At 70.8% G+C, this 17,477-nt stretch carries 14 protein-coding genes and 3 pseudogenes; 12 read left to right on the top strand and 5 right to left on the bottom strand.

Features of this window, described 5'->3' with window-relative positions:
• Positions 1 to 58: 58 nt before the first annotated feature.
• Positions 59 to 1,555, bottom strand: a complete 1,497-nt coding sequence (locus ACFQ87_RS07820) for an aldehyde dehydrogenase family protein (protein WP_380609711.1) — start codon at positions 1,553 to 1,555, stop codon at positions 59 to 61.
• 238 nt (positions 1,556 to 1,793) lie between these two features.
• On the opposite strand from ACFQ87_RS07820, the gene ACFQ87_RS07815 reads away from it, so the two are divergent.
• From ACFQ87_RS07815 to ACFQ87_RS07800, 4 genes are all read left to right on the top strand, one after another.
• A complete protein-coding gene (locus tag ACFQ87_RS07815) occupies positions 1,794 to 4,241 on the top strand; it encodes an FAD-dependent oxidoreductase (protein WP_380609710.1) in 2,448 nt (815 codons plus the stop codon).
• Between the two features lie 56 nt (positions 4,242 to 4,297).
• Entirely contained in the window at positions 4,298 to 5,419 is a 1,122-nt protein-coding gene (locus ACFQ87_RS07810; protein WP_380609709.1) for an aromatic ring-hydroxylating dioxygenase subunit alpha, read from the top strand.
• Positions 5,420 to 5,466: 47 nt separating this feature from the next.
• Positions 5,467 to 6,555 (top strand): S-(hydroxymethyl)mycothiol dehydrogenase, encoded by a 1,089-nt coding sequence (locus ACFQ87_RS07805; protein ID WP_380609708.1) that lies wholly within the window; start codon positions 5,467 to 5,469, stop codon positions 6,553 to 6,555.
• 491 nt (positions 6,556 to 7,046) lie between these two features.
• The gene (locus ACFQ87_RS07800) at positions 7,047 to 8,321 is read left to right on the top strand and encodes an aminotransferase class I/II-fold pyridoxal phosphate-dependent enzyme (protein WP_380609707.1); all 1,275 of its coding nucleotides are present in this window, start codon (positions 7,047 to 7,049) and stop codon (positions 8,319 to 8,321) included.
• Between the two features lie 28 nt (positions 8,322 to 8,349).
• Here the strand turns inward: ACFQ87_RS07800 and ACFQ87_RS07795 are convergent, their stop codons facing one another.
• On the bottom strand, positions 8,350 to 9,099 hold the full coding sequence (locus ACFQ87_RS07795) for a FadR/GntR family transcriptional regulator (protein ID WP_380609706.1): 750 nt from the start codon (positions 9,097 to 9,099) through the stop codon (positions 8,350 to 8,352).
• Positions 9,100 to 9,313: 214 nt separating this feature from the next.
• Between ACFQ87_RS07795 and ACFQ87_RS07790 the strand changes: the two genes are divergently transcribed.
• The 8 genes and pseudogenes from ACFQ87_RS07790 (at position 9,314) to ACFQ87_RS07755 (ending at position 15,903) form a co-directional block, all read left to right on the top strand.
• Positions 9,314 to 10,879, top strand: coding sequence for an amino acid permease (locus ACFQ87_RS07790; protein ID WP_380609705.1), 1,566 nt, complete (start codon positions 9,314 to 9,316; stop codon positions 10,877 to 10,879).
• Positions 10,876 to 12,234: a glutamine synthetase family protein gene (locus ACFQ87_RS07785; RefSeq protein ID WP_380609704.1), complete on the top strand. Its 1,359-nt coding sequence runs from the start codon at positions 10,876 to 10,878 to the stop codon at positions 12,232 to 12,234. The genes ACFQ87_RS07790 and ACFQ87_RS07785 overlap by 4 nt, the downstream gene beginning before the upstream one ends.
• The gene (locus tag ACFQ87_RS07780; protein ID WP_380609703.1) at positions 12,231 to 12,959 is read left to right on the top strand and encodes a gamma-glutamyl-gamma-aminobutyrate hydrolase family protein; all 729 of its coding nucleotides are present in this window, start codon (positions 12,231 to 12,233) and stop codon (positions 12,957 to 12,959) included. Before ACFQ87_RS07785 ends, ACFQ87_RS07780 begins: the two co-directional genes overlap by 4 nt.
• Positions 12,956 to 14,329, top strand: coding sequence for an aldehyde dehydrogenase family protein (locus ACFQ87_RS07775; protein WP_380609702.1), 1,374 nt, complete (start codon positions 12,956 to 12,958; stop codon positions 14,327 to 14,329). Before ACFQ87_RS07780 ends, ACFQ87_RS07775 begins: the two co-directional genes overlap by 4 nt.
• Before the next feature lie 5 nt (positions 14,330 to 14,334).
• Positions 14,335 to 15,102: a 3-oxoacyl-ACP reductase gene (locus tag ACFQ87_RS07770; RefSeq protein ID WP_380609701.1), complete on the top strand. Its 768-nt coding sequence runs from the start codon at positions 14,335 to 14,337 to the stop codon at positions 15,100 to 15,102.
• 53 nt (positions 15,103 to 15,155) lie between these two features.
• Positions 15,156 to 15,301, top strand: a pseudogene (locus ACFQ87_RS07765) (SAM-dependent methyltransferase); the annotation flags it as partial.
• A 142-nt stretch (positions 15,302 to 15,443) separates the two neighbouring features.
• Positions 15,444 to 15,617: pseudogene (locus tag ACFQ87_RS07760) on the top strand (flavodoxin family protein); the annotation flags it as partial.
• 121 nt (positions 15,618 to 15,738) lie between these two features.
• A complete protein-coding gene (locus tag ACFQ87_RS07755) occupies positions 15,739 to 15,903 on the top strand; it encodes a hypothetical protein (protein ID WP_380609700.1) in 165 nt (54 codons plus the stop codon).
• A gap of 64 nt (positions 15,904 to 15,967) precedes the next feature.
• On the opposite strand, the gene ACFQ87_RS07750 is transcribed toward ACFQ87_RS07755, so the two are convergent.
• The 3 genes and pseudogenes from ACFQ87_RS07750 to ACFQ87_RS07740 form a co-directional block, all read right to left on the bottom strand.
• On the bottom strand, positions 15,968 to 16,120 hold the full coding sequence (locus ACFQ87_RS07750; protein ID WP_380609699.1) for a hypothetical protein: 153 nt from the start codon (positions 16,118 to 16,120) through the stop codon (positions 15,968 to 15,970).
• A gap of 55 nt (positions 16,121 to 16,175) precedes the next feature.
• Positions 16,176 to 16,568: a hypothetical protein gene (locus ACFQ87_RS07745; RefSeq protein ID WP_380609698.1), complete on the bottom strand. Its 393-nt coding sequence runs from the start codon at positions 16,566 to 16,568 to the stop codon at positions 16,176 to 16,178.
• 76 nt (positions 16,569 to 16,644) lie between these two features.
• Positions 16,645 to 17,207, bottom strand: a pseudogene (locus tag ACFQ87_RS07740) (IS5 family transposase); the annotation flags it as partial.
• Positions 17,208 to 17,477 lie beyond the last annotated feature (270 nt).

Below are 17,477 nucleotides of genomic sequence, written 5' to 3'. Positions count from 1 at the left end.
GCAAGGACCGGCGGAGGCGGTGGAGGGGGGCCGGGTCGGCCTCGGCCGGAGAACTCACTCAGCCGGAGAACCAGTGCTGGGGTGCCGGGTTGACGGTACGCCAGATGTGCTTGGTCTCCTGGTACTCGCGCAGGCCGGAGGGGCCGAGTTCGCGGCCGGTGCCGGACTGCTTGAAACCACCCCACTCCGCCTGCGGGACGTACGGGTGGTAGTCGTTGATCCAGACCGTGCCCAGACGCAGCCGGGCCGCCAGCCGCTCGCCGCGGCCGGGGTCCCGGGTCCAGACGGCGCCGGCCAGTCCGTACGGCGTGTCGTTGGCCAGGACCAGCGCCTCGTCCTCGTGGTCGAAGGTCTCGACGGTGAGGACGGGGCCGAAGACCTCCTCGCGGACCACGGCCATGCCGGCGTGGCATCCGTCGAGGACGGTCGGCCGCAGGAAGTAGCCGGCCTGGAGTCCGGGCTCGGTGGGGCGGGCGCCGCCCGCGCGCAGGGCGGCGCCTTCGGCGATGGCGCCGGCGATGTGGCGCTCGACCTTCTCGCGGTGCTCGGCGGAGACCAGCGGGCCGGTCTCGGTGCCTTCGGCCAGACCGTCGCCGAGCCGGATGCGGTCGGCGCGACGGGCCAGCTCGGCGGTGAACTCGCGGTGCAGGCTGCGGTGGAGGATGAGTCGGGAGCCGGCCGAGCAGACCTGCCCCGAGTGCAGGAACGCGGCGGTGAGCGCGAAGTCCACCGCCGCCTCCAGGTCGGCATCGGCGAAGACGATGTTCGGGTTCTTGCCGCCGAGTTCCAGTGCGACCTTCTTGACCGTGGCGGCCGCCGCCCGCATGACGGACTGTCCGGTGGCCAGGCCGCCGGTGAAGGAGACCAGGTCCACCCCGGGGTGTTCGGCCAGTGCCGCCCCGACCGGCCCGGCGCCGAGCACCAGGTTCGCCGTGCCGCCGGGTGCGCCGGCCTCGGCGAGCCGTTCCCGGAGGATCTCGAAGAGGCGGATGGTGGTGAGCGGGGTGATCTCGCTGGGCTTGGCGACCACTGTGTTGCCCGCGGCCAGTGCCGGGGCGAGTTTCCAAGTGATCTGCAGCAGCGGGTAGTTCCACGGCGTGATCAGTGCGCAGACGCCGACCGGCTCGTGGACCACCCGGCTGACCGCGTCCGAGCGCCCGGTGTCGACCGTGCGGCCCGCGTCGGTGGTCACCAGGGCCGCGTAGTAGCGCAGGACGGCCGTCGAGTCGTCGACGTCGAATCGGCTCTCGGCCAGGGTCTTGCCGGTGTCGAGCGACTCCAGCCGGGCCAGTTCGTCGCGCTGCTCCTGGAGCGCGTCGGCGACGGCGGTCAGCACGGCGGCGCGCCGGGTGGCCGGGGCGCGGGCCCAGGAGCCCTCGTCGAACGCGGCGCGGGCGGCCCGTACGGCTCGATCGGCGTCGCGCGCGGACGCCTCGGCGACGGTCGCCAGGGGGGAGGCGTCGAACGGGTTGACGATCTCGCGCTCGCGACCGTCCTCGGCCGCCGTCCAGGCATCGGCGATGAGCAGTGATGCGGAGCGGATCGATGGGCGCATGGCCGCCGCCTCCTCGGGTGAGTTGCGTAATTTGAGACGATTGTCTTTATCCGCAACGTGCCGCTGAGTATGGAAGGACGGGAAAGGGGTGTCAAGGGGGCGGGTCCTGACTCCTCCCAGGCGCACGGGAGTTGGGGGTGGAGTCTTGACACGGTCCGACCGGCGGTCGACGCTGTTCCATATCGCGCATTGATTTGCGCATTATGCAACTCCGATCTCCCAAGAGGGGGCGGATCACTTGACAGCTCACCCGAAGGTCGTGATCGTCGGCGCCGGAATCGTGGGATGCGCGCTGGGCGACGAACTCACCGCGCGCGGTTGGACGGACGTCACGGTGCTCGAACAGGGACCGCTGTTCGCCACCGGCGGGTCCAGTTCGCACGCTCCCGGTCTGGTCTTCCAGACCAACTCCTCCAAGACGATGACCGAGTTCGCGCGTTACACCGTCGACAAGTACTCCGCGCTCTCGCTGGACGGACAGTGGTGCTTCCGCAAGGTCGGAGGTCTGGAGGTCGCCACCACACCGGAGCGGGTGGAGGAACTCAAGCGCAAGCACGGCTACGCCGCCTCGTGGGGCGTCCGGGCCCACCTGCTCGACGCGGACCAGTGTGCCGAGCTCCACCCTCTGCTCGACCGCAGCCAGGTGCTCGCCGGATTCCACACCCCGGACGACGGCCTGGCCAAGGCACTGCGGGCCGCCGAGGCGCAGGCCCGCCGGGCGATCGCGCGGGGCGCGCGGTTCCTCGGGCACCACACCGTGACCGGGATCGATTCGGCGCACGGCCGGGTCGCCGCCGTGGTGACCGACCAGGGCACCTTCCCCGCCGACGTCGTGGTCTCCTGCGCCGGGTTCTGGGGACCGAGGATCGGGCGGATGGCCGGTCTCGCCGTGCCGCTGGTCCCCATGGCCCACCAGTACGCCAGGACCACCCCGGTGCCCGCACTGGCCGGCCACAACTCCGAGCTGCTGGAGGCGTCCAAGCCGATCCTGCGGCACCAGGACCGCGACCTGTACTTCCGCGAGCACGTGGACCGGATCGGCATCGGCTCCTACGCCCACCGCCCGATGCCCGTCGACCTCGCCGAGGTGGCCGCCCCCGGTGGTCCGGTCATGCCCTCGATGAAGGCGTTCACCGCGGAGGACTTCGAGCCGGCCTGGAACGATTCCAAGACGCTGCTGCCCGCGCTGGCCGGGACGAAGGTCGAGGAGGGCTTCAACGGCATCTTCTCCTTCACCACGGACGGCTTCCCGCTCCTGGGCGAGGCGCCCGAGCTGCGCGGCTTCTGGGTGGCGGAGGCCGTGTGGGTGACGCATTCGGCGGGCGTGGCACAGGCCGTGGCGGAGTGGCTGGTCGAGGGCAGGCCGCGCACCGACCTGCACGAATGCGACCTGAACCGCTTCGAGCAGGTCCAGCTCGCGCCCTCCTACGTGCACCGGCGCAGCTGCCAGAACTTCGTCGAGGTCTACGACATCCTCCACCCGCTGCAGCCGATGGCGGAGCCGCGCCCGCTGCGGGTCAGCCCGTTCCACACCCGGCAGCGGGAACTCGGCGCGGTCTTCCTGGAGGCCTCCGGCTGGGAGCGCCCGCACTGGTACGAGGCCAACGCCGACCTGCCCGAGGTAGCCGGCATCCCGGGGCGGGGCGAATGGGCCTCGCGGTACTGGTCGCCCATCGCGGGCGCAGAGTCGCTGGCCACCCGTGAGCGGGTCGCGCTCTACGACATGACGGCCCTCAAGCGACTGGAGGTCACCGGTCCCGGAGCGCTCGGCTTCCTGCAGTACCTCACCACCAACCAGCTGGACAAGCCGGTCGGTTCGGTCACCTACACCCTGCTGCTCGACGAAGCCGGCGGAGTGCGAAGCGATCTGACGGTAGCTCGGCTCGGCGAGCACCGTTTCCAGGTCGGCGCCAACGGCAACCTCGACCTCGACTGGCTCACCCGGCACCTGCCGGAGGACAGCACGGTCCAGGTCCGCGACATCACCGCCGGCACCTGCTGCCTCGGCGTCTGGGGCCCGCTCGCCCGTGAGCTGGTCCAGCCGTTGACCGACGCCGACTTCTCGCACCGCGGCTTCGGCTACTTCAAGGCCAGGCACGCGTACCTCGGCAACGTCCCGGTCACCGCGATGCGCCTGAGCTACGTCGGTGAGCTCGGCTGGGAGCTGTACACCACCGCCGACGCCGGGCCGCGGCTCTGGGACACCCTGTGGCGGGCGGGCCGACCGCTGGGCCTGGTCGCCGCCGGCCGCAGCGCGTTCAACAGCCTCCGCCTGGAGAAGGGCTACCGCTCCTGGGGGACGGACCTGACCGTAGAGCACAACCCGTACGAGGCCGGCCTCGGCTTCGCCGTCCGGATGGACAAGGGCGACTTCCTCGGCCGCGACGCGCTGGTCGGCCTCGGCGAGGAGACCGTCTCCCGCCGGCTCACCTGCCTGCTGCTGGACGACCCGCAGGCCGTGGTGATGGGCAAGGAGCCGGTGTACGTCGACGGCGCACCGGCGGGCTACGTCACCAGCGCCGCGTACGGGTACACCGTCGGCAGGTCCATCGCCTACGCGTGGCTGCCGACCGCCGCGGCCGTCCCCGGAAACCGGGTGCACGTCGAGTACTTCGGGGAGCGGCTGCCCGCCACGGTCGCCCAGGAGCCGCTGTTCGACCCGGAGATGGCACGCATCCGCCGGTGATCCCGGCCGGCCGTCCGTCAGGCATCCCGGTTCCCCACTCACGAAAGGCGACCGCCGTGACCGCGACCGAACTCCCACCGAGCCTGATCAGCACCCTGCCCGGATCCTCCTACACCGACCCGCAGATCTTCGCGCTGGAGCAGGAGAAGATCTTCGAGACGATGTGGTTCTGCGTCGTGCGCGCCGCTGACCTGGATGCGCCGGGCAAGTTCCGGACCGTGCAGGTCGGCCGGGAGAGCGTGCTGGTGACCCGTTCCCGAGACCACACGATCAAGGCCTTCCTCAACATCTGCCGCCACCGCGGTGCCCGGATCTGCACCGAGGAGTCCGGCGAGGTCAAGCGGAACTTCCAATGCCCCTACCACGCCTGGACGTACGGGCTGGACGGCAAGCTGGTGGCCGCGCCCAACCTGACCAGCATGCCCGACGTCGACCGGACGGCCTACGGCCTGGTCCCGGTGCACGTGCGGGAGTGGCTCGGGTACGTCTGGGTCTGTCTGGCAGACGACCCGCCCTCCTTCGAGGACGACGTGATCGGCGCCGCAACCGAGCGGCTCGGCGACCCGCACGCGATCGGCCACTACCAGGCCGACGAGCTCGCCGTGGGGCGGCGCATCCGCTACGAGGTGCGGGCGAACTGGAAGCTGATCATCGAGAACTTCATGGAGTGCTACCACTGCGCCACGATCCACCCCGAACTCACCGAGGTTCTGCCCGAGTTCGCCGGCGGCTACGCGGCCCAGTACTACGTCGGGCACGGTGCCGAGTTCGCGACGGAGGCCGAGGGCTTCACCGTGGACGGAAGTGCCGGGGTCGAGCGGATCCCCGGCGTCTCCGAGGAGCAGGACCGCAGGTACTACGCGATCACCGTCAAGCCTCAGGTGTTCATCAACCTGGTGCCCGACCACGTGATCGTCCACCGGATGTACCCCCTCGCGGTGGACCGCACGGTCGTCGAGTGCGACTGGCTCTTCATCAAGGACGTGGTCGAGTCGGGTACGGACCTGTCCCGCTCGGTGGAGCTCTTCCACCGGGTGAACGTGCAGGACTTCGAGGCGTGCGACCGCACCCAGCTCGGCATGGATTCCCGCGCCTACGCGCGGGGCGGCGTGCTGGTGCCCAGCGAGCACCACATCGGGGCCTTCCACGAGTGGGTGACGGAACGGCTCCGCGGCTGACCCGTCCGTCCCTGCCGGATCACACCCACAGCGAAAGGTGTCGTGCAATGTCCCATCAGGTCAAGGGAGTCATCGCCCCCGCCAAGGGCGAGCCGGTGCGGGTCGAGACGATCCTGGTGCCCGACCCGGGCCCCGGCGAGGCGCTGGTCGCCGTGCAGGCCTGCGGCGTCTGCCACACCGACCTGCACTACCGCGAGGGCGGCATCGGCGACGACTTCCCGTTCCTGCTCGGCCACGAGGCCGCGGGCGTGGTGGAGGCGGTCGGCGAGGGCGTGACCGAGGTGGCACCCGGCGACTTCGTGATCCTCAACTGGCGGGCGGTCTGCGGCCAGTGCCGCGCGTGTCTGCGCGGGCGGCCCTGGTACTGCTTCAACACGCACAACGCCCGGCAGAAGATGACCCTCGCCTCCAGCGGCCAGGAACTGTCCCCGGCCCTGGGCATCGGCGCCTTCGCCGAGAAGACCCTGGTCGCCGCCGGGCAGTGTACGAAGGTCGACCCGGCGGCCTCGCCGGCCGTGGCCGGACTGCTCGGCTGCGGTGTGATGGCCGGCATCGGCGCGGCCATCAACACAGGCGGCGTGGGCCGGGGCGACACGGTCGCCGTGATCGGCTGCGGCGGCGTCGGCGACGCGGCCGTCGTCGGGTCTCGGCTCGCCGGCGCTGCGAAGATCATCGCGGTCGACATCGACGGCCGGAAGCTCGCGACGGCGCAGCGGATCGGTGCCACGCACACGGTGAACTCGATGGAGGTCGACGCGGTCGAGGCGGTCCGCGAGCTGACCGGCGGCTTCGGCGCGGACGTGGTGATCGAGGCGGTCGGCCGCCCGGAGACGTACCAGCAGGCCTTCTACGCCCGCGACCTGGCGGGGACGGTGGTGCTCGTCGGCGTTCCGACCCCGGAGATGAAGCTGGAGCTGCCCCTGCTGGACGTCTTCGGCCGCGGCGGCGCCCTGAAGTCCTCCTGGTACGGCGACTGCCTGCCCTCCCGGGACTTCCCGATGCTGATCGACCTGTATCTGCAGGGCCGCCTGGACCTGGACGCGTTCGTCACCGAGACCATCGCCCTGGACGAGGTGGAGAAGGCCTTTGAGCGGATGCACGGGGGCGACGTGCTCCGCTCGGCCGTGGTGTTCTGACAGCAGCCCGGGTGAACGCCTGGTCTTGCGGGGGTTCCGCACCGCCCGGACGTGCCCGCCCACATGCCCGTGCAGAGAGACCAGCCGTGCAGCTTCGTGTGCTTTGCCGCAGGTCAGGTAGGGTGCCAGAGTGTTTCGCCGATCTGGGGTGGGGGCACACTCTGCCATCCGGGGCGGAACGGTGGATGTTGGTCGGCCGGTGAGTCGAAGACCGCGTACGACCCTCCTGATCTATCGGCTCGCGGTGCGCAGAAGCGGTGCGCCAGCGTCTTGCCGGGACGAGCCCACCGCAACTGACCCGTGGTGGCCTACGAGTGCCCTGGCCTCCGGGGCTCTGTCCCGTCCGGGCCGCAGCCGGGCGCGGGCGGCGTCGAGTTGCTCGCCGTAGTCAGGGACGGAGATCGTGGTCAGCCTCAACTTTCCGTAACCTTCTTGGATTTGAGGCGTTGATCCGATGGTCCGACCACCCCATGGTCTGAGGGGATTACGCTATGGCCACCGTGCCGTACCAGAGTTCCGCCGACACCGCCGAGCGGCTGATCGCCGAGGCGATGAGGCAGGGCACCAGCCATCTGGCGACCGGGCTCGACGCGCCGCCGGGCACGTACCTGCGGATCGGGGGCCGGGATCTCGTCAACTTCGGGACCTGCGGCTACCTCTCGCTCGAACAGGAGGAGGAGGTTCGGCGCGGCGCCGTGGACGCGACCGAGCGCTTCGGCGTCCAGTTCTCGATCTCCAGGGGGTACGTGGCATCCGGCCTGAACCTCGAACTCGAAGAGCTGCTGCGGGAGATGTACGACGACCACCCCGTGCTGGTGTACTCGTCGACGTCGCTGTGCCACATCTCCGTGTTGCCGGCGCTGCTCGGGGCCGGCGACCTGGCCGTGCTGGACCAGCAGGTCCACTTCAGCGTTCAGACGGCAGCCCAGCTCGGGCGGCAACAGGGGATCGAGCTCGCGATGGTGCGGCACAACGACCTGGACGCGCTGGAACGCAGGCTCCGGCGCGCGCAGGGTGCCGGCGAGCGGATCTGGTACCTGATCGACGGCGTGTACTCGATGTTCGGCGACGTCGCTCCCGTCGAAGACCTCGTCCGGCTGATGGCGGCGTACCCCGCGCTGCACCTCTACGTCGACGATGCGCACGGCATGAGCTGGTACGGGAGGCACGGCGCGGGCTACGTCTTCGAGAAGCTCGGCCGGCGCCTGGGCGAACGCGTGGTACTCGTCACGACACTCGCCAAGGGCTTCGGGACCATCGGCGGCGTCGCCGTGCTCCCCACCGAGGAAGCGTTCCACCAGGTGCAGGTCAACGGCGGACCGCTGATGTACTCCCACCCGCTGCCGCCCCCGATGCTCGGGGCGGCGATCGCCTCGGCGCGGATCCACCTCTCCGCCCGGATTGAGACCCTCCAAGCGGAGCTGGCGGAGCGTCGCGAGCACTGCAACGAGCTCCTTGCCGCGGCCGGCCTGCCCGTCGTCTCCGACCCCAGGACGCCGGTCTACTTCATCGGACTCGGCGAGCCCGGGGTGAGTTACAGCATGGTGCGGCGTGTGCTCGACGAGGGGTTCTACGTGAACCAGTCGTCCTTCCCCCTCGTCCCCCTGAAGAAGTCGGGCCTGCGCTTCACCCTCACCCGGCATGTCGGCAGTGATCACATCCAGGGACTGGTCGAGGCCCTGGCGCACCACCTGCCGCAGACGCTCCGGGAGGCCGGCCGCACGATGGCCGACGCCTGGTCCGCTTTCGGGCCCGTGTTGTCCTGAACGGGGCGGCAAGCGGTGCCACGGAGCCTCAGGCCAGGAAGCCCCGCAGCAGTGCGGCCGTAGCGGCGAGGTGTTCCTCGGTGGCGCGTCGGGCGGCGTCACCGTCGCCGGCGAGGATCGCCCGGGCCATCGTCCGGTGCTGCTCGGCGGCGTGCTCGATGTTCCGGTCCAGCATGGGGATGGCGTTGAGCAGGTCGTTGAGACGCATCCTGGCCTCGGCGATGGCCGCGGCAAGGGTGGGGGAGCCGGTGAGCTCGCCGATGGCGAGGTGGAAGCGCGAGTCCAGCTGGCGGTACTGCTCCGGCGGGGCTCCCTCCAGGTCGGTCAGCCGGCTCTCCAGGTGGGCCCGCTGGTCGGGGGAGAGGGGGCGACGGGCGGCCGCCTCGGCGGCGCCGACCTCCAGCACCTGGCGATAGGTCAGCGCGTCCTCCAGTGCGCCGCCGAGGTCGCGGGCCGCGCGGCGCAGGTCGGCGACGTCCGGCGCGGGCAGCCGATAGGTGACGAAGGTGCCGCCGTACCGGCCGCGGCGGGGTTCGACGCAGCCGGCCTGCTGCAGCGTGCGGAGCGCCTCGCGCAGGGTCTCCCGGCTGACGCCGAGCCGGGCGGCGAGATCCCGTTCGGCGGGCAGTCGGTCGCCGAGGTCGAAGACGCCGAGCTTGATCGCCTGGAGCAGCCTCTCGACGGTCTCCTCGAAGGCGTTGCCGGTCCGGACCGGGCGGAAGATCGCCCCGGCCTGCCAGCCGAGCCGCGCCTGCTCACGTGTTTCGTCCACGTCCACGTCGGAATCGTACCTATGAACGGGTTCCCCGGACTCGTTTCCTCCTCGCTCTTGACGCGGCCCCGATCCAGCCGGAACGATGCTGCTCACCCACCCCAATGGACTGATTCCAGACCATTGAAGAGCCGTCCGACCGTCGAACCCGTCGGGGCGACCGTTCCACGCCGTCGTGGCCGTGTCCTCCCCGGCACACCCTCAACCCCCAGGGGTGCCCATGACCGACGCACGCTCACCCGATCACCCTGCCCCCGAAGTGTTTCCGGAGAACACCGCCCCCGTTTCCGACGACGAACAACGGCTCCGCGAGCTGGGCTACACCCAGGAACTGGCCCGCTCGATGTCGGGCTTCTCCAACTTCGCCGTCTCCTTCTCCATCGTCTCGATCCTCTCCGGCTGCCTGACCCTGTACGGAACGGGGATGAAGACCGGAGGCCCGGCCCTGATCGTCTGGGGCTGGCCGGTGGTCGGTCTGCTCACGCTCTGCGTCGGGCTGGCGATGGCCGAGATCTGTTCCAGCTACCCGACGGCCGGCGGGCTCTACTACTGGTCCGCCAAACTGACCCGCAGCCGCGGCCCGGCCTGGAGCTGGTTCACCGGCTGGTTCAACTTCCTCGGTCAGGTCGCGGTGACCGCCGGTGTCGACTTCGGCGCCGCCTTCTTCACCAACGCGTTCCTCACGCTCCGCTTCGGCGTCGCGGCCAGCCCCGTGCACACCATGGAGGTCTTCGCCGTCATCCTGCTGGTGCACGGCCTGCTCAACACCCGGGGGGTGCGCCTGGTCGCGGTCCTCAACAACGTGTCCGTGTGGTGGCACCTGGTGGGCGTCGCGGTCATCGTCGGCGCGCTCGCCGTGCTGCCCGACCAGCACGCCTCCGTCTCCTTCGTCCTCACCGAGTTCGTCAACCAGACCGGCTTCCACAACCAGTTCTACGTCGCGATGCTCGGCCTGCTGATGGCCCAGTACACCCTCACCGGCTATGACGCCTCCGCGCACATGACCGAGGAGACCCACGACGCCGCCCGCTCCGGCCCGCGCGGCATCGTCAACGCCATCACCGTCTCCCTGGTGGCGGGCTGGATCCTGCTGCTCGGCATCACCTTCGCGATCCGCGACTACGACGGCGCGCTCAACAGCGACACCCAGGTCCCGCCCGCGCAGATCTTCATCGACGCGATCGGCGCCGGCGGCGCCGAGGTCCTGCTGCTCATCGTCATCGGAGCCCAGTTCTTCTGCGGGATGGCCTCCGTCACTGCCAACTCCCGTATGATCTACGCCTTCTCCCGGGACGGTGCGCTGCCCGGCTCCCGCCTATGGCACCGCATCGACCCGCGCACCCAGACCCCGACCAACGCGGTCTGGCTGGCGACCGGCGGCGCGCTGCTGCTCGGCCTGCCCGCGCTGTGGAACACCACCGCCTACACCGCCGTGACCTCCATCTCCGTCATCGGCCTGTACATCTCCTATGTCATCCCGGTGTACCTGCGACTGCGCCAGGGCGAGGACTTCCCGCGCGGTCCCTGGCACCTGGGCCGGTGGAGTCGGCCGGTCGGCATCGTCGCGGTCGCCTGGACGGCAGTGATCACCGTCCTGTTCATGCTCCCCACTGCCAGCCCGATCACCGCCGAGAACTTCAACTACACGCCCGTCGCCGTGGCCGTCGTCGTCGGCTTCGCCGGCGTGTGGTGGCTGGCCTCCGCCCGGCACTGGTTCACCGGGCCCCACGTCCAGAGCACGCCGCCCGAACCCGACGCACGGGACACCGAACTGGAGGTCCGATGACCAGCCCCCGGCTCACCCTCGACGAACTGCGCGGCCACGTCGCCGACGGGTCCGTCGACACCGTCGTGCTCGCCATGACCGACATGCAGGGGCGCCTCCAGGGCAAACGCGTCGCCGCCGAGTACTTCCTCGACGACGTCGTGCCCGGCGCCGCGGAAGGCTGCGGCTACCTGCTGGCCGTCGACGTCGACATGAACACCGTCGACGGGTACGAGATCTCCTCCTGGGAGAACGGCTACGGCGACCTGGTGCTGCGCCCCGACCTCGCCACCCTGCGGTCCGTCCCCTGGCACCCCGCCACCGTCATGGTGCAGTGCGACGTCACCCACCACGACGGCAGCCCGGTCGCAGTCTCCCCGCGCCAGGTCCTGCAACGCCAGCTGGACCGGCTGGCCGGTTACGGCTGGCAGGCCCAGGCCGCCACCGAGCTGGAGTTCGTCGTCTTCCAGGACACCTACGAACAGGCCTGGGACAAGGACTACACCCGGCTCACCCCGGCCAACCAGTACAACGTCGACTACTCCATCCTCGGCACCGGCCGGATCGAGCCCCTCCTGCGCCGACTCCGCAACGGCATGGCCGGCGCCGGCCTCACCGTCGAGTCCGCCAAGGGCGAGTGCAACCTCGGCCAGCACGAGATCGCCTTCAAGTACGCCGACGCCCTCACCACCTGCGACAACCACGCCGTCTACAAGACCGGCGCCAAGGAGATCGCCGCCCAGGAGGGCTGCAGCCTCACGTTCATGGCGAAGTACGACGAACGCGAGGGTAACTCCTGCCACATCCATCTGAGCCTGCGCGACGAGCAGGGCGCCCCGGTGTTCGCCGGTGACCGTCCGCACGGTTTCTCCCGCACCATGGAGCACTTCCTCGCCGGACAGCTCGCCTGCCTGGCCGACTTCGCCCTGCTGCTCGCACCCACCGTCAACTCCTACAAGCGCTACGTGCCCGGCAGCTTCGCACCCACCGCCATCGCCTGGGGCCGCGACAACCGCACCTGCGCCCTGCGCGTGGTCGGTCACGGCCCCTCGCTGCGCTTCGAGAACCGCGTCCCCGGCGGCGACGTCAACCCGTACCTCGCGGTCGCCGCCCTGATCGCGGCCGGACTGCACGGCGTCGAGCAACAGCTCGAACTCGAACCGGAGTTCACCGGAAACGCGTACGCCTCCGCCGCGCCCCGGGTGCCCGCCACCCTGCGCGACGCGGTCGACGCCTTCGAGCGCAGCGCAGTCGCCACCCAGGCCTTCGGCAAGGACGTCGTCCGGCACTACACCCACGCCGGACGCACCGAACTCGCCTCCTACGAACGGGCGGTGACCGACTGGGAGCGGCGCCGCGGATTCGAGCGCCTGTGACGCGCGACGACCGCCGACGACCGCTGATCGGCATCACCAGCTACCAGGACGACGCCGCCTGGTCCGTCTGGAACCAGCGCGCCTCCCTCGTGCCCCAGACGTACGTCGACGCCGTCGTCCGCGCGGGCGGCACCCCGGTGTTGCTGCCGCCGCAGCCCGGCGGGGCCGACCACCTGCTCGACGCCCTGGACGGGCTCGTCCTCGCCGGTGGACCGGACGTCGACCCGGCCCGGTACGCGGCGGACGCCGACCCGCGCACCGGCCCGCCGCACCACGCCCGCGACGGTTGGGAGAGCATGCTCCTGCACACCGCCCTCACCCGGGACCTGCCGGTGCTCGGCGTCTGCCGCGGCATGCAGCTGCTCAACGTCGAACTCGGCGGCACCCTCCTGCAGCACCTGCCCGACGGGAACCACCAGATCGTCCCCGCCCGCTACGTCCGCCATCGGGTCGGCGTGGTGGCGGGCAGCCGGCTCGCCGACGTCCTGGGGCCGACCGCCGAGGTCTCCTGCTACCACCACCAGGCCGTCGACCGGCTCGGCGCCGGCCTGCAGATCACCGCCCGCAGCGCCGACGGCACCGTTGAAGGGCTCGAACTGGCGGGCCACCGCTTCGCGTTGGGCGTCCAGTGGCACCCCGAGACGAACCCCGACGACCTGCGCCTCTTCCAGGCCCTGGTCGCCGCCGGCCAGACCACCTCCACACACAGGGAGCCAGCTCCATGACCGCACCGGACCTCTTCGAGGTCGTCAACCCCGCCACCGAGGAGGTGATCACCACCGTCGAACTGGCCGGCCTCGCCGAAACCGATGCCGCCGTCGCTCGCGCCCGCGCCGCCTTCGACACCTGGCGCCGGGTGGCACCCGCCGACCGGGCCAGGCTGCTGCGCTCCTTCGCCGCCGCCGTCGACGCCGACCGCGAGCACCTTGCCGCCCTGGAGGTCGCCAACGCCGGCCACACCATCGGCAATGCGCGCTGGGAGGCGGGCAACGCGCGTGACGTCATCGAGTACTACGCCGCCGCGCCCGAGCGGCTGTTCGGCCGACAGATCCCGGTGTCCGGCGGCATCGATGTCACCTTCCAGGAACCGATCGGCGTGGTCGGGGTCATCGTGCCGTGGAACTTCCCGATGCCGATCGCCGCCTGGGCCCTGGCCCCGGCGCTGGCCGCCGGCAACACCGTCATCGTCAAACCGGCCGAACTCACTCCACTCACCGCCCTGCGCCTCGGCGAACTCGCCCTCCAGGCCGGGATCCCGGAAGGCGTGCTGCAGATCCTGCCCGGCCGCGGCCCGGTCGTCGGACAGCGCTTCGTCACCCACCCCGACGTGCGCAAGGTGGTGTTCACCGGCTCGACCCGGGTCGGCAAGGAGATCATGGCGGGCTGCGCCGCCCAGGTGAAGCCCGTCACCCTCGAACTCGGCGGCAAGAGCGCCAACATCGTCTTCGCCGACGCCGACCTCGCCAAAGCCGCCGCGACGGCCCCCTACGCGGTCTTCGACAACGCCGGCCAGGACTGCTGCGCCCGCTCCCGGATCCTGGTCGAAGCATCCGTTCTCGAGGACTTCCTGGAGCTCCTGGAACCAGCCGTCCGCGGCGTGAGGGTCGGTGACCCGACCGACGAGAAGACCGAGATGGGCCCGCTGATCTCCGCTGCCCACCGGGCGCGGGTCTCCTCCTACGTCCCGGACGGGTCGGCTGTCGCCTTCCGCGGCAGCGTCCCCGACGGGCCCGGCTTCTGGTACCCGCCGACCGTGCTCGCGCCCGTGCGGCACGACGACCGCGTCTTCACCGAGGAGATCTTCGGCCCGGTCGTCGCGGTCGTCCCGTTCCGCGACGAACAGGACGCCCTGCGCATCGCCAACGCCACCGAGTACGGGCTGTCCGGCTCCATCTGGACCAGGGACGTCGGGCGCGCACTGCGGGTCTCACGCGGCGTGGAAGCCGGCAACCTGTCCGTCAACTCGCACTCCTCGGTGCGCTACACCACGCCGTTCGGCGGCTTCAAGCAGTCCGGCCTCGGCCGCGAGCTCGGCCCGGACGCCCTCGACGCCTTCACCCAGACCAAGAACGTCTTCATCTCCACGGAGGAGTGATCAGCATGACCCAGCGACTCGACGGCCGGGTGGCCGTCATCACCGGCGCGGGCAGCGGCATCGGCCTGGCGACCGCCCGCCGCTTCGCCGCGGAGGGCGCCAAGGTGGTCTGCGTCGACCTCGACGCCGAGACCGGCGCCAAGGCCGCGAACGAGGTCGACGGCCTGTTCATCCAGGCCGACGTCACCGACGAGGACGCGGTGCGCGACCTCTTCCAGCGGGTCGTCGACGAGTGCGGGCGGCTCGACATCGCCTTCAACAACGCGGGCATCTCGCCGCCGGACGACGACTCCATCCTCACCACCGGCCTGGACGCCTGGAAGCGTGTCCAGGAGGTCAATCTGACCAGCGTCTACCTGTGCTGCAAGTACGCGATCCCGCACATGCAGCGCCAGGGCAAGGGGTCGATCATCAACACCGCGTCGTTCGTCGCCGTGATGGGCGCGGCCACCTCGCAGATCTCCTACAGCGCCTCCAAGGGCGGAGTGCTGGCCATGTCCCGCGAGCTGGGCGTGCAGTTCGCCCGCGAGGGCATCCGGGTCAACGCGCTCTGCCCCGGCCCGGTGAACACCCCGCTGCTGCAGGAACTGTTCGCCAAGGACCCGGAGCGGGCCGCCCGTCGACTGGTCCACATCCCGCTCGGCCGCTTCGCCGAGCCCGAGGAGATCGCCGCAGCGGTGGCCTTCCTCGCCTCCGACGACTCGTCCTTCATGACCGCTAACACCTTCCTCGTCGACGGCGGCATCTCCGGCGCCTACGTGACGCCGCAGTAGCGGCGCCCTTCCCCGGAGGACACCGGCGGCTCGCCCATCACGCTTCTCCTGTCCTGCGCAAGGTGATCTGGATGGGGTCCCGGGCTTCACCGTCGACGCGTACCGCGACCGGCTGCGCGAGCTGGACGCCCTGATCCGGGCTGAGGGGCCGTTCGTCGCCCACTCGGCGCGGTTCCTGATCGAGGCGCGCAAGCCGTAGAGCGGTTCGCGGACCGCGGAACGTTTTTCGTCGACGCTCGGCCCGCCGGGGAAGTCCGGCGGGCCGAGACGGGACTCGGAACGGGCGTCAGGCCTGCGTGACCAGTTCCAGGTAGGAGTCGTGCCGGAGGTCCTCGTCCCCGTCCGGCGGCCCGGAGAACGACTTCACCAACCGCAACGCGACCCTCATGACGTGGAACCAGCTCCACTTGGCGAGGATGCTCAAGGACGTCGGCGGCATCCCGGCCCACGGCAACCAGCGCTCCGAGTGGGACGCGGGCTGCCGCTTCGACTTCGAGAACCCCGAGCACCGCTGAGCTCCGTCACGCCTCCACGGAACCGCTTGCCCGTAAGGTACAGGTCAGGTGCCTTGATGCAGCGTCGGCGGACCCATGGCGGGATGGTCAGGCGGAGCGAGGCTCGCCGAGGAGCGGGTCCGTGACCGCCTTGATGCCTCTGGCCCAGGCGCCTGAGGCGGTCGACGGCCAGGAGCAGGGGCTGGGCGGCGGTGTCGGCCGCGCACATCCCGGCGGGGCTGTCGGTCTGGTTCGGGCCGTCGCCGAACCACTTGGGGAGATTCTCCACGCCGAGGTCGTCGAGTAGGAGGCCGTGGGAGGCGTGGACCTCGCCGACGACGCCGAATACGGCCTCCAGCCGGGTGGAGGCCTCACACTCGCAGTGCAGCTCGGGGGGTCTGAGGAAGGACCTCGGAGTCGTAGGTGCAGCCCGCCGGAGGAGCAGCCTCCAGCTGCTGCCAGACCTCGGCTTCCGCCGCGTCGGTGCCCGGCGAGGCCGTGAGGGTGAAGTGGTGGACGGACAAGGTCGGTTCGGTGGCGGCGCGGACGTGGCCGCCCTGTCGTGTCGGGCTCGGCGGCCTACTGCGCGGGTGGATGCTCGTCGCGGCTCTCCGGGGTGAAGGCGTCCCGGCGGGCGAGGGTCACCGACAGAGGCAGGCCCAGCCGCTCGGCCGCGCGTCGGCGGACGCGCACCTGTGATTGGGTCCGGGGGCGGAACGAGGGGAGCCGCGAGCAGCCGCAGCCGGGGCGGTGGTCGTAGGTCAGCCCCTCCGCGAGCACGGTAGCAACGACGGACCACGCCTTCGCGTCGCGTCGCCGGGGCGCGGCGAAGTCGTAGCCGGCGAAGACGAGCTGCTGACGACAGCCAGGACAGATGCGCTTCCGGATCGGCCACGTGCTGCCCTTGAAGGAGAGCCGGCACGCGACGCACACGTAGTGCCGGAAGGCGCCGTTGAACGCGTGGTAGCACATGGCCAAGAGGCTACGCGTCGTCCGCGGGCGGGCCCAAGCGGATTCGTGGCGCCCCGGTATGGCCAGTCAGCCGCCCGTAGCCCCCGTCCACCCACACCAGCCCGACCAGCGGAAACACCTCGCGGACACCGGCGAGGACCAGCTTCGCCCCGGCGCGCTCCTGGACCGTGGCGGAGTGCACGACCGCCCGCAGCAGCTCGGCCCGCACGTATCCACCAGCAGGTGTCGCTTGCGCCCGCGCACCCGCTTGCCGGCGTCGTAACCGATCGCCTGCCCGCCCTGATGACTGCGCACGGACTGGGAGTCCAGCACGGGAGCCGACGGCTGCGGATCGCGGCCGTCGGCCACCCGGACCCGCTCACGCAGGGCGTCGTGGACCCGATCCCAGGTGCCGTCCGCCGCCCGGACCCGGAACCAGCGGTACGCCGCGGCCCACGGCGCGAGGTCATGCGGCACCAGCCTCCACGCATACCCGGTGACCAGCACATACAGCACGGTGTCCACGACGAGCCGGCGCGGGAACTTCAACGGACGCCCGCCCCGGCGCGAATCCCGCTCCGGCAGCAGCGACTCGATCACCGCCCACTGAGCATCCGTCAACGACGGGGCATGGAGAGGCTCGCGCGAACAGGCACACATGACGGTGATCTTCGCGGTCGAGACCCGCGAAGATCACCCCCAGCAACTCACGCCATGCAGTTGATCAATTACCCAACACTTCCTGAGGTCCGCTGGATGCCCGCCGTCCTCGGCGACCTGGTCGAGGCCTGCCCGGTCCGGCTCGTCTGATCCGCTTCTGCCCGGCTTCGCGTCGTGGGGGGGGGGGGGGGACGACGGCGGGGAAAAGCAGGGGGGTTGGGGGGGTGGGGCGGTAAGGCGACTGCCCTGACCAGGCAACCACGGTGTAAA

The organism is Kitasatospora sp. NPDC056531, from assembly GCF_042794375.1.
Taxonomy (GTDB): domain Bacteria; phylum Actinomycetota; class Actinomycetes; order Streptomycetales; family Streptomycetaceae; genus Kitasatospora.
Note: the sequence above shows the minus strand (reverse complement) of the source record. Positions and strands in the feature narration are given on the sequence as shown.

Coding starts and splice junctions, on each gene's coding strand:
- ACFQ87_RS07800 (WP_380609707.1), top strand. CDS start 7,047: ATGGCCACCGTGCCGTACCAGAGTTCCGCCGACACCGCCGAGCGGCTG.
- ACFQ87_RS07770 (WP_380609701.1), top strand. CDS start 14,335: ATGACCCAGCGACTCGACGGCCGGGTGGCCGTCATCACCGGCGCGGGC.
- ACFQ87_RS07790 (WP_380609705.1), top strand. CDS start 9,314: ATGACCGACGCACGCTCACCCGATCACCCTGCCCCCGAAGTGTTTCCG.
- ACFQ87_RS07805 (WP_380609708.1), top strand. CDS start 5,467: ATGTCCCATCAGGTCAAGGGAGTCATCGCCCCCGCCAAGGGCGAGCCG.
- ACFQ87_RS07775 (WP_380609702.1), top strand. CDS start 12,956: ATGACCGCACCGGACCTCTTCGAGGTCGTCAACCCCGCCACCGAGGAG.
- ACFQ87_RS07820 (WP_380609711.1), bottom strand. CDS start 1,555: ATGCGCCCATCGATCCGCTCCGCATCACTGCTCATCGCCGATGCCTGG.
- ACFQ87_RS07745 (WP_380609698.1), bottom strand. CDS start 16,568: ATGTGCTACCACGCGTTCAACGGCGCCTTCCGGCACTACGTGTGCGTC.
- ACFQ87_RS07785 (WP_380609704.1), top strand. CDS start 10,876: ATGACCAGCCCCCGGCTCACCCTCGACGAACTGCGCGGCCACGTCGCC.